General features: G+C 43.5%; 10 protein-coding genes. 5 read left to right on the top strand and 5 right to left on the bottom strand.

Going from position 1 to position 12560, the window contains the following annotated elements:
- Window positions 1–108: 108 nt before the first annotated feature.
- The gene (locus tag QME03_RS01695; protein ID WP_281723268.1) at window positions 109–420 is read right to left on the bottom strand and encodes a hypothetical protein; all 312 of its coding nucleotides are present in this window, start codon (window positions 418–420) and stop codon (window positions 109–111) included.
- 1728 nt (window positions 421–2148) lie between these two features.
- Window positions 2149–3039, bottom strand: a complete 891-nt coding sequence (locus QME03_RS01690) for a DNA/RNA non-specific endonuclease (RefSeq protein WP_273148283.1) — start codon at window positions 3037–3039, stop codon at window positions 2149–2151.
- 376 nt (window positions 3040–3415) lie between these two features.
- On the opposite strand from QME03_RS01690, the gene QME03_RS01685 reads away from it, so the two are divergent.
- Complete coding sequence (locus QME03_RS01685) at window positions 3416–4270, top strand: DUF4846 domain-containing protein (protein WP_273115069.1); 855 nt, start codon at window positions 3416–3418, stop codon at window positions 4268–4270.
- 763 nt (window positions 4271–5033) lie between these two features.
- Here QME03_RS01685 and QME03_RS01680 read toward each other — a convergent pair.
- Both QME03_RS01680 and QME03_RS01675 read right to left on the bottom strand, forming a co-directional pair.
- Complete coding sequence (locus tag QME03_RS01680) at window positions 5034–5813, bottom strand: ABC transporter permease (RefSeq protein ID WP_273115064.1); 780 nt, start codon at window positions 5811–5813, stop codon at window positions 5034–5036.
- A gap of 22 nt (window positions 5814–5835) precedes the next feature.
- Window positions 5836–6462, bottom strand: coding sequence for an ABC transporter ATP-binding protein (locus tag QME03_RS01675; protein ID WP_281723267.1), 627 nt, complete (start codon window positions 6460–6462; stop codon window positions 5836–5838).
- A 228-nt stretch (window positions 6463–6690) separates the two neighbouring features.
- On the opposite strand from QME03_RS01675, the gene QME03_RS01670 reads away from it, so the two are divergent.
- The 4 genes from QME03_RS01670 (at window position 6691) to QME03_RS01655 (ending at window position 10612) form a co-directional block, all read left to right on the top strand.
- Entirely contained in the window at window positions 6691–7776 is a 1086-nt protein-coding gene (locus QME03_RS01670) for an agmatine deiminase family protein (protein WP_281723266.1), read from the top strand.
- Between the two features lie 18 nt (window positions 7777–7794).
- Window positions 7795–8676 carry a carbon-nitrogen hydrolase gene (locus QME03_RS01665; RefSeq protein WP_281723265.1) on the top strand — a complete coding sequence of 294 codons (882 nt, stop codon included), beginning with the start codon at window positions 7795–7797 and terminating at the stop codon, window positions 8674–8676.
- A 414-nt stretch (window positions 8677–9090) separates the two neighbouring features.
- Window positions 9091–9846 carry a hypothetical protein gene (locus tag QME03_RS01660; RefSeq protein ID WP_281723264.1) on the top strand — a complete coding sequence of 252 codons (756 nt, stop codon included), beginning with the start codon at window positions 9091–9093 and terminating at the stop codon, window positions 9844–9846.
- A 13-nt stretch (window positions 9847–9859) separates the two neighbouring features.
- The gene (locus QME03_RS01655; RefSeq protein WP_281723263.1) at window positions 9860–10612 is read left to right on the top strand and encodes a hypothetical protein; all 753 of its coding nucleotides are present in this window, start codon (window positions 9860–9862) and stop codon (window positions 10610–10612) included.
- A 229-nt stretch (window positions 10613–10841) separates the two neighbouring features.
- On the opposite strand, the gene QME03_RS01650 is transcribed toward QME03_RS01655, so the two are convergent.
- Window positions 10842–12326 carry a flotillin family protein gene (locus QME03_RS01650; protein ID WP_110370389.1) on the bottom strand — a complete coding sequence of 495 codons (1485 nt, stop codon included), beginning with the start codon at window positions 12324–12326 and terminating at the stop codon, window positions 10842–10844.
- Window positions 12327–12560: the final 234 nt, after the last annotated feature.

Genomic DNA, 12560 nt, shown 5'->3' with positions numbered 1-12560 from the left:
TCGCTAATCACCAAATTTATAGACACTTATAATTCGTCGAACTCACGTTATTTACATAGTCGCGGTCAACGGCTCTAGGCTTTGGCATCTCTTTATCTTCCTTAAAGCTCAGTACTTTATGCACGTTATCCCCTCGATACGTTCGGCCGCTAGCTTCCATGCCACCCAATTGGGTATGCGCAAATCGCTGTTATACGACACCATATAGGCCACGCGTCTCAACAACTGTTCGGGTCTATCGATAAGTTTTTCAGGCACTTCCAGCATACCTAAGCCTTTCCATTGCACCCAAGTTTCGCGTGGAGCAATCATTTGTTCACCACTGTCGTCCTGTTCGCTCAGCTGTTGCTGCTCTTGTTTTTGTTGTTCAATTGATTGTTCACTCGTCGTTGGCTTAGTTTTAAACTGGTTGTAAGCCAAAAGCCGACAAATAAGTAAAAGCGAATAATGCCAGATAAAATACTTTTCTCGCTTCCATATTCATTCTCCAAGTTTCATTAGTGTTGAAAATATACTCATTAATTTATATAATCCAACTTTTTAGTACCACAGATTTACACGCTAACACAGAAAAAACGCATCTTAAAACAAACGTATATGAACACCACACTTCGCCACCCCCAAACAAACACCTAACCACCTCACCGACATAAGATTGCAGAACAATCCTTTTTATCCACCAGCCTACTATAGGCTGAGTTAAATTAACAAGGTTTTGGGAAATACATTGCTTATGCAATGCACAAAAAATAAGCACGAAAGGAGTCGCAATTACAGGTATCTCCATTGGGAGTTCATACTTCTTCAACTGCTTAGTCGACATGTATTTCACAGTATTAATTTTGAGAGCAGCCGCACTTCTTTAGTCAAAAATATTACATCATGTGTTCTCATCGAATTAACGTTGATACCAATCAATCATTGTCCTCTATTACAATCATGCGTTTTGTTGCAGGCTAACATTGTGTTTAAGTCTCAAGTGGGTATCTTCCACGCAACAATATAGAATTATTTTTGCCAATATATATGGGGATAGACCTTAACCACACACTAAGATAGCGCACCTGTTTTGATAAGCAATTATTCACCTTACATCTGTTAAATAGGTAAACTTATTTTACAAAACACATACTCCACAACACCCCCTTCTAGCGAAAAAAGAAGCCAAAAAGTATCGTTTTCACCTTTATTTTAGCCTTTCACATTTGATTTTTACATCCTTTTTGGGCGCAATCTTGGCATTTTGCACCATTTAGCGCTTCTATTTGGTCGCCTGCCCACGATTTTTCACCGCCCCCAAAACAGCTTTTTTTCTGTTAAATAGCACCTTTTTAAGCCGTTTTCGGTCCTTAAAAGTCGGTTATTTTTCGTTATTTTGAGATTACAAACGCCACCGCGACCTGCGTTTTGCATCAGTTTACTCTGCGTTTTGCACCATTTAGCATTGCGTTTTGTAGGAGTTAGCACTGCGTTTTGCATGAGTTAGCACTGCGTTTTGCATGAGTTAGCACTGCGTTTTGTAGGAGTTAGCACTGCGTTTTGCTGCATTTAGCCGCCCTTTTTGCTGCAAAACGCCCAATATTTAGTACAAAACACCGTTTTTTACACTAAAAACTCATCTCATCATCCTTCACCACTTAAGTGCGTTTTTCGGCATGTCAAACCTTCGCGAGAATTGATTATTTGCGAGCGAGCGGGCAGTTGGTGAATTTTAAAGCACTCATAATGTTAAATTTTACACTGAATATTTTACACTCTCCTCACAATATCAACTTTCAATCTATAAAGATCAAGGCTAAGCGTAAAACCATCCCACAACCAAGACAACACGTTAAGCACTTAAAGTCGATTCGGGATTAAACACTAATTCGCTCAATCCCAGTTAACATAAAACCCAAATAGACCATTAGAGACAGTTTTGACGACTGTTTCTAATGGTCTATTTTGGGTGTGAAATCACCTGAAACAAGCCTCATGCTCCACACACAAGTCTTGTTTGCATCATCCCCCTCACGCCTTTCAACTATTGGTTGCTTGCTTTTTAGGATAGGCAAAATCGCCCTTTAAACAAAGCAAAGTGTCCCTTATTTTCTTTTTATGGGCTTGGCTAGCCCTCTTAAACAACTAAGAATGGCCCCTAGCCACATTTTACCAATCGTCTAAATTGCAAGTAGCTTCCACTGTTTTCTCCACATCATCGGGTAAACCTGGGAAAAAATCCATACCTGTGATACGTTCCACATCGTCGATGCTATTCATATAAAAGCTTTTAGGGTGGTTGCCCGACTCGTTGCGATAGACAAAGCCAATGGCCTTGGGTTTGCCTTCCATACACAACACCACTTTAAAGAAAGCCTCCGGCACAGTCACCTTGTTCTTTCCAATGGTTTTATGCTTTCTCTTCAACAGCACCGGACCAGCTACTACATATATTTTTCCGTAACACTTAGCCCATTTACGGCACATGTTTTCCAGTTCGTGCCAGTCGCCAACGTTCAAATTATGGTCTTGTGGACAAACATTTGTGAGCAAAAACGATTGTTCTTGCGCCTTTGCATCCCATCTATTATCAGCCGATGGGCAAAGGTGTCCGCGGTCGTAACCACTCCTTACATAGTCAAAATCCACAGCTCTAGGCTCAGGCACGTCTATATCTTCATGAAATTTCACGCCCTCGCGTTTGTTTTTACCTTCGGTTTGAGCGCCTGTAAGTTGCCAAGCCACCCAGTTAGGTATGCGCAAATCGCTGTTATACGATGCCGTGTAAGCCACTCGTTTCAGTATCTGTTCGGGTCTATCGGTTAGTTTTCCGGGCACTTCCAGTCCGCCTGTTATTGCTATTTGCTCCCCACTCTGTTTGTTTTTATCTTTTTTCTCGCATGTATTTTCAAGCGCTTCAGTCCAGCTCTTCTCGCCTTGTTGTTCTTCATAAGGACGTATACCACCCATCAGTTTGCCATGCTTAGATGGCTTCAAGCCACATGCCGACAAGCTCACAAAAGCGATTAGCGCTATATAATATATTTTTCTTTTAATCATAAGTGATGCAAATATACTACATATTTTCAAAATAGCGACATTCCAAAATTCAATTAGCTTGTTAGGAAACAACACAAAAACAAGAATTCTGGAAACATTGCGGTCTAATGAACGATTTGGGTTAAACACGAGCTTATTCTAGCAAAAACAAATATCACTATCCACATTTACAACAGCGCAAAAAGCAAAAGCAAACCTTGGCACAAACAACACAACAACTAAGTTGCGCCCTTTTTAAACCAGCCTACACCTCATAAGGACATTTGGTGATAAACAAAGCTTACTATCAACATAATAAAAAAGTGAAACCTGCGTTAATAAAACAGCTACAAAGTGTGCCAAAATTAACTACTCACACCACCCAATACACACCCCTATGACAAAGATTAGAACCATAACGCTATTGATACTTTGTGCCATTACCACCCTCATGGCCTGCAATGCGCAAACCAACAACAAGCCCATGCAAGCCCAAACCAAGCAGAAAAAACAACCAGAGACCAACAATTTGGAAGCCCGCATACCTGCTCCGCAAGGTTATAAGCGTGTTAGTGTGGCCGAAGGCAGTTTTGCACACTTCTTACGCAACCTGCCTTTGAAGCCTCAAGGTAGCGATTTGCATTACTATAATGGGCAGTTAAAAGCACGAAACTATGCTGGAGCCGTTGTAGATATGGACTTCGGGAAAAACGCAAACGAGCAATGTGCCGATGCCATTATATTTCTTAGAGCGTCTTACCTATGGGAAACGGGCCAATACAACAAGATTAAGTTCTGCTTCACCAATGGTTTTAAAGCCGAATATGCCAAGTGGGCGCAGGGGTATCGCGTGCGCAACTACAACTCGTGGGTAAAAAAACAAAAGCCCGACCGCAGCTATCAGTCGTTTAGACAATACCTCCATCTTGTGTTTCAGTATGCAGGAACAGCCTCGTTAAGTAAAGAGCTCAAGCCCATTGGCCGTTGTTGGTCGGCCGACATTCAAGCAGGCGATGTGTTTATAAAGGGAGGTTTCCCTGGACATGCCGAGATTGTGGTGGATGTTGCCGAGAACCAGCAAGGACAACGGGTGGTGCTTTTGGCCCAAAGTTTTATGCCAGCACAAGAGATTGAAGTGTTTCCACAATGGTTTAGTGCCTCGGCCGATGGCACATACTTAGTAACTCCGGCCTGGACATTTTCATCGCCCAATGCCAATACCATGCTATTGCGCCGATTTAAAGGGCTATAGGCTGATGGCGTAAGTTCTCCAAAGCTATGCAAAGAGGTCATACATCAGCATCGTCTAATGCTTTACTCCCATTCACTAAGCGCCATCTTCTCCCTCAAAAAACCTCTCATATCGTGCTGTTTATTGCCCTTTGGTTCTTTCAAAAGCGCGCGCGTTGCACTTCTTCGCTCGCATTCAACACACCATTTAGCACCATTTCATCGAAAGGTTTAGATGCATTGCCTCAGGCCAACAACAAAAACAAAAAACAATTTGCAGGAGACATCAAATTATTTTACAGCACTTACCCGCTTTTAAAAGCGCAGCAAAAGCCAAGCAAGCAAAGCTCAAAGCAAGGAGAAACAACAAAAAAAGTGGCCGTTGCCAGCCTTTCGGCATAACAACGACCACCCTCAGTGATATCTAAAATCGTTAATTTTTCTATGTTACACGGGTATGTTAATACGTCCGTAATTGTACATTTTGAGCACATTCACACAATACTTGTTAAACTTATCGCTCGTTACAATTTTTTTTACTATCTTTCTCATAACTTTTTCCTTTCTAATTTTTATCTTCTTAATCTTGTGTTCGATGCGTCTTCACATCGTATTATCCTTAAAACAGTCTTATTAAGACCTAAAGCGATATTCGCTAAACACAATGCAAAGTTACGGCCAAAGATTGTGCGCGCAAACAATTTAATGAGAAATTGGTGTTTTTATGCCATATATTTGACGCATATCAACCAAGTTGACCTGCATCAATGCCAAAGAACTGCCATTTAATCGGTCTTCAACACATTGAGCAAACACCCATGTTTATCAAACGAATAGCGATGGCCAAGATATAGCGTAACAATAAGCGAGAGCATAGGAGCACAGAACGTGATGCAAGAGATGAGTATTTGATAGCGCACCGCAGTGTCGGGAGTCGACCCACCCAATATCTGTCCAATCATAGTTCCAGGGAAACTCACCAGCCCCATCACTGCCATATTGGCAATACATGGCACAAAAGCCTTCTCTATGGCTTGCCTAATAAAAGGCGTTAGCGCCTCCAATCGGGTGGCACCATTACCCAAGAGGTAGAAATACAGCTGCCGTTCGCGTTGCAATCCCTGATAATAGGTACTTAGCGACAGCACATTTACGCCCAGCATATTGCCCAAAAGAATGCCCACAATGGGGATGAAATAACGTGCATCAAAGGGGTTAGACAGGCGCAACACCACAAAAAGAGCATACATGCACACCACCAAAGCCCCCACACCAAGACCCACAGCAATGGGCATAAGCATCTGTCGCATGCGCAATCGGGTGCGGTTTACGGCCGTAAACGATGCCACCAGCACCATCAACACAAACCAAAGCACATTAACCAGCCAATTGTTATAGCTAAAAAGGAACTCCAAATAAAGACCTATAAGCGACATTTGAACCACCATACGCACTGTAGAGATGATGGTGGAACGAATGAGAGGCACTTTGAAATAATGAAAAAAATAAAGCGGAACAAGCACCAATAGTAGAGCAAGGAGCATTCCGATGATGGTAATATTCATTGTATAAGTAGGGGTTTTGTTATTATGGTTGGTGTGATTTAAGCGTTAGCGTCTTGTCGCATTGGCCAGCAAAGGCCCTGTCGTGGCTAACAGCAATAATAGCTGTGCCATGCTTAGCCAAGCCTTGCAGATATCCAGCCACAAGCAACGAGCTGTCTACATCGAGTGCCGAAGTGGGTTCGTCTATCAATAACATCTTTTTATCAAGCAATCCAGCCATCGACAGCATGATTCGTTGCCGTTCTCCGCCACTCACATCAGCCAGCCGTTTAGCATATAAAGCCTCATCTAGTCGTAGTCGCTGCCATTCTTCCATCAACGCTTCTTTAGAAAATCGCTTGTTGCGGTTCACCCTTAGCTGGTAGGGCAAGCCCACTAGTTCGGCCACTGTGTTGCAAGGCAAACTCACCTCTTGCGGTATATAGGCCATCATGCCGCGCATATACTCGGCAGAGAGCGTTGTTAGCTCAGTTCCACCAATGCTAACTACCCCCTCGTCTAGCGGTTGAAAACCCAAAATACATCGTAAGAGTGTTGTTTTTCCGCATCCCGATTCTCCCATTACGCAAAGCATCTCGCCCCCATTAACCACAAACGAAAGGTTGTGAAACAGGCCCTTACCCTCTAACGCAAGGCTTGCGTCTTTCATTTCTATCGTCATATATTATATAATATGTGTGCTGGTGCAAAGCGCTTTCAACAACAACAGGGGCATAAGCACAAGTGTTGCTGTGAGAAGACTGAGTTGACGCCAAGCATTCTATAAGTTGTATCAAGTGATGAATTGACCACAAAAATACAAAGAAAAGTTCATAAACGTGTCGGTTTCAATCTTTTTACACTAACTTTGCAATAACAACGAAGCAGATTTATCAGCATGACAACATACAACGAACAAGACACAACAATGCATTTACCTGCCGAATGGCACGAGCAAAGCGGTGTGCAACTTACGTGGCCACATGCAAACACCGACTGGGCACCCATATTGCCCGATATCATCAAGGTGTTTGTGGAAATGACTAGAGCCATAACCAAACACGAAAAAGTGCTCATTGTGGCACCTAACACCGATGAAGTGAAAGCCATCTTGATGAGAAACTTAGGCATGGAGCGACTTCGTAACGTGCTTTTTCATCAATGCGACACCAACGACACATGGGCAAGAGATCATGCTGCCCTAACCCTTACGGGCAACAACACCAACAGTGGCTTTAGGGTGCTAAACACTTTACTTGACTTTAAGTTTAATGGCTGGGGCGAAAAGTTTGCAGCCGACAAAGATAATGCCATCACCGAGCACCTATATCATGATGGTATGCTCAACGGAACACTTGAAAGCCACAAAGATTTTGTGCTTGAGGGCGGTGCCATAGAGAGCGACGGACAGGGCACGGTGTTTACCACTTCGCAATGCCTGTTAGCAAAACACCGCAACCAGCCCATGACTAAAGACGACATCGAACAACGACTGATGCAGGCATTGAGAGCCAAACGCATAGTGTGGCTAGACCATGGCAATCTGATTGGCGACGACACCGACGGCCATATTGACACCATCGTGCGTACTGCACCCAACAACACCTTGGTATATGTGGGCAGTGATGATAGTCACGACGAACAATTCGAGGACTTCTTGGCCTTAGAAAACCAGCTATTATCATTGCGCACAGAAGCAGGTATGCCCTACAAGCTGCTACGACTGCCCATGCCCGATGCCATTTACGATGAAGGTGAACGCCTACCAGCTACCTATGCCAATTATCTTATCATCAATGGCGCCGTGCTTTGTCCCACCTATGCACAGCCCGAAAAAGACATGCTGGCCATGCAAATCATTGCACAAGCCTATCCCAACCGCGAAGTGGTGGGCATAGATGCACGCACCGTTATCAAACAACATGGCTCATTGCACTGCCTCACCATGCAGTTCCCACAGGGCGTATTAGTCAATAACCTCTAAAACCACAACAAAGAAGAAATGATTAGAACAGGAATTATACAACAACACAACACGGCCGACATTCAAGACAACATGAAACGTCTGGCCCTTGGCATTGAACAACTGGCCAAAGAGGGCGCTCAACTCATTGTTTTGCAAGAGTTACACAACTCATTGTACTTCTGCCAAGAAGAACAAGTTGACATATTCGACCTCGCCGAACCCATTCCAGGTCCGTCAACCCAGTTTTTTGGCCAACTAGCCAAGGAACATGGCGTGGTGATTGTTACCTCGCTGTTCGAGAAAAGGGCTCCAGGACTGTATCATAACACGGCCGTAGTGATGGAAAAAGATGGAACCGTAGCAGGCATCTACCGCAAAATGCATATACCCGACGACCCCGCATACTACGAAAAGTTTTATTTCACACCAGGCGACTTGGGGTTTCAACCCATCAATACTAGCGTTGGCCGACTAGGCGTGCTGGTGTGTTGGGACCAATGGTATCCTGAAGCAGCCCGACTAATGGCCATGCGGGGTGCCGATATGCTTATCTATCCCACTGCTATTGGTTATGCCGCAAGCGATGACGAAGCCGAACAGCAGCGCCAACGCGAGGCTTGGACCACCATACAGCGTGCGCATGCCGTAGCTAATGGTTTACCTGTAGTGTCGGTTAATCGTGTTGGCTTCGAGCCCGATCCTTCTAATCAAACACCTGGTATCAACTTTTGGGGCAGTTCGTTCGTAGCAGGACCGCAAGGTGAACTGCTTTTCCGCGCCAACGACACCGACGAACAACGCGCCATCATCGATATCGACGTGGCTCATAGCGAGCAAGTTCGCCGTTGGTGGCCATTCTTCCGCGATCGTCGCATCGACGAATACGCAGGCCTTACGCAGCGTTTCTTACAGCCCTAGCAGCTCTTTTCCTTGCATTGGGTAAACAAAATGGCTATTGAGAGGCTAATAACAGTTTAGCATTGCACTTCAAGGTAAGCGTCAAAACCTTCCTTGGGGTGCAATTTTCGTTTACATCGCCCCCTATCTACCCACCCTTTTGCTGGCTTTATATCAATTACTTACGCTCACCCCACAAACCAAAAGGTGACTAAAATACACTCTACACACTACGAAAACTCATAAAATGACATAAAAACACAGCTATAAATTTGTGTAAAAACTAGAAAAAGCCTTATCTTTGCATCTACTGGGAGATATTAACTAACAGCATACACAAAGCAATGCATGCTAAACGTATAATACTTACACTTAAACCGGGTGTAACATATAGCAAAATATCCATCTAAAGTAATCAACTAGCACACCTATATAATGAGAAGAATAAGCTACTTTTTGTTTGCTCTTGCCTTTATAACCAGCTGCAAGCAAGCCAAAAATGTAAACAACAACAGCTCGATGCTACCCAAAGACACGGTGCAGACAGTAAGTAAACCCGCAACCGAACCACAACCAGACTTGAAAACTAATCCGCTGGAGTTTATACCAAATGGGTATGAACTGTTTTCAAGAACCGAAGGCGACTTGAATAAAGACGGAAAAACCGACGTGGTACTCATGATAAAGGCCACAGACCCTAAAAAATGGGTGGACGACGAATATCGCGGACGACTCAATCGAAATCGTCGTGGACTGATTATTCTCTTTAAACGAGATGGCGGATACGAGTTAGCAGCAGAGAACGACGAGTGTTTTACTTCTGAAAACGAAGACGGTTGTGCTTATTACCCACCCGAATTAAGCCTCTCAATCCAGAAAAACATCTTGGTTTTGAATTATGCATACGGACGATACGGCTATTGGGAATACATCTTTAGATACCAAAACAACGACTTCGAACTTATTGGTTACAACAGCTATAGCTGCAGAGGAGGGGTTACACTTGGCATTACCGAAGTGAATTTCTCTACTCGAACCTATGTGCATAAAGAGAATGTAAATGCCGAAGAAGAAGATGAAGAAGAGGTATTTAAGGTAAAAACAGTGAAATTTAAACGTAAAAACCTTATAAAACTAACAGAGATAACCGACTTTGATGAACTGGATTTGGACTTACCCAACAATGATTAGTGCTTCAACAACAATGGTAAAAACGCTAAAGTTTGTGCTTGTAGTGTTCGTAATAATGGGCTGCACGCAATCCAAAACCCATAATTCTGCCATACAGGCACAACAAAGCAACATCGTGCAGACTGCAACAAAGCCAGCCAGCGTGGAACAATCCGCATTAAAGGCAACGGCCGATGAATATGTCCCCTTGGGGTATGAAGTGATTTCACAGTTTGATGCAGACGTAAATCAAGATGGTAAACCCGACAAACTTATGACTATCTGGGGAACAGACCCCCAAAAAATAAAGACAAATGAAGACGGAGAAGACATTAACAACAATCGTGGAGGAATAATCATTGCCCTAAAACACGATGCAGGTTACGAACTAGCCGTGGCGAATTACAAGTGTTTCTCTTCAGATACTTTCGGTGGTGACGAAATTGATGATGTGGTGTTCGACTATTATATGAAGAACAACACCTTGGTTTTTCATTTTGCGCACGGACAATACGGCTTTTGGAAATACATCTTTAGATACCAAAACAACGATATAGAGCTTATTGGCTACCACCTAGACCAGTCTAATGGGGCTATATCCTCACTCATCGAAGACGTTAATTTCTCTACACGCACAGCGGTGTATAAGCAAAATATGAACAACAACGATGAAGAACCCGCGAAATATAAAGTTAAAATCATTAAGTTTAAACGTGACAACCTCATCAAACTCTCGGAAATTGCCGACTTTGACAACCTAGACTTAGGCCTTCCCCAAACGGAATAAACAGCCTTTCGCAGAGATTAAACCCTTAAAGTGGCTGCGTTAAAACCATTGTCATGTTTTAGTGCAGGGCGCGAAATATCGATATACTCGCATTAAGAACAAAAAAACTTAAAAGAAAGACGAGCCACTTAAAACACAACAGACCGCAAATAAAACAAAAAGCGTTCTTTTGCGGGTGGCAACCATAAGGCCAACCCACAAAAGAACGCAAAACAAAAACGACAACGGATTAATCTTTCAATCCGTCTATCACCTCTTGAGCCTCGCCATTGAGGTTAATGTTCCTCGTTGTCTTAGCTTGTATAGAACCAGCCTTCATTATATCGGCCATATCTACACCCGTTGCCGACTTCAATACGTCGAACGCTTGCTTGATAGCCACAGGCACATTGCCACTCATGGCACTTATTCCATTGCCGTCGCCGCTGTAAATATTAACGTCTTTAATGGCACTAATGGGTTTCGCCACATTCTCAACAATCTGCGGAAGCACTTCAATCATCATCTGTGCCACAGCTGCATTATTATATTTCTTATAGGCTTCGGCCTTTTTATCCATCGCCTGAGCTTCGGCTTCACCTTTTTTTAAGATAGCATAAGCCTCTGCTTCACCCTTAGCCTTGATACCTTGCGCCTCTTGTTCAAGCTTATAACGAGTGGCATCCGAAGCTGCATTCTGTGCTTGCGCCTGCTGTTCGGCTTCATAGCGTTGTGCTTCTGCAATGCGTTTGCGTTGTTCCAAATCGGCTTCAGCATTCTTTTGCACCTGGTATTTTTCAGCATCAGCACGTTTTTCTACCTCGGCAGCCAATTCATTTTGTCGGATAACGATTTGCTCTTGCGAAAGAATTTGTTGGCGTTTAGTTTTTTCAATCTCGGCCTCAACCGTCTTAATATTGATAGTTTTCTGTTGTTCCTGTTGTTGAATGGCATATGCAGCATCGGCATCAGCCTGGGCTGTGTCGGCTTGTCGTTTCAGTTCGGCACGCTTTAAGGCCAAGTCGTTGTTCTTCATAGCGATGGCCGTATCGGCGTCCACACGTGCATCGTTGGCATCCTTGTCGGCATGAGCCACCTGAATTTTCACGTCGCGTTCGGCGATCGCACGGTTAATAGACGCATCTTTCTTAATCTTGGCCGTATTATCAGCACCCAAATCGTGTATCAAGCCCTCCTTATCAGTAACATTTTGTATGTTACACGAAATGATTTCGATACCCAATTTGGCCATATCATGTTGCGCTTTCTGCATCACTTGGTCAGAAAATCCATCACGATCAGTATTCAACGAGCGCAAGTCGAGCGTACCAATAATCTCGCGCATGTTGCCTTGAAGCGAGTCTTGTAGTTGTTCGGCAATCATGGCTGGTGTCATATTCAGGAAGTTTTTGGCGGCCAACCGCGTACCCTCTGCATTAGGAGTCACCCTAATTTTGGCCACAGCGTCTACATCCACATTAATAAAGTCGGTTGTAGGCACACTCTCTTCGGTCTTGATATCCACCGTTATCTGTCCTAGATACACACGGTCTAAACGTTCAAAGAACGGAATACGGAAACCTCCAGAACCGATTAGCACACGCGGTTCGCGACTTAAACCCGAAATAATATAAGCATACGAAGGTGGAGCCTTTACATAGGCTGCGAACAAAAATAGAATAAACAAAACAACGGCAACGCCGATGATTACATAAAGCTGGAATTGTTCAAGCATAATAAAATATTTTTAGTTACTGTGAATTCATTTTAGCTAGCAAAAGGTTTGACTCACTCCTATTTTCCACTTCTTTGAGCTAATAAGGAGCATGCCTTAACTTTCGTATAAGCCCTGCAAATATAGCCTATAAATTCGAAAAACGCAACAAAAAACCACGATTTTTTCACCAATTTAATGCTCAATAGATAATTAGATAAGCAAAACCGTACGAAGCGAATACCCTTTTTACTA

This window comes from Hoylesella shahii, assembly GCF_937990675.1.
In the GTDB taxonomy this organism is placed as follows: domain Bacteria; phylum Bacteroidota; class Bacteroidia; order Bacteroidales; family Bacteroidaceae; genus Prevotella; species Prevotella shahii.
Note: the sequence above shows the minus strand (reverse complement) of the source record. Positions and strands in the feature narration are given on the sequence as shown.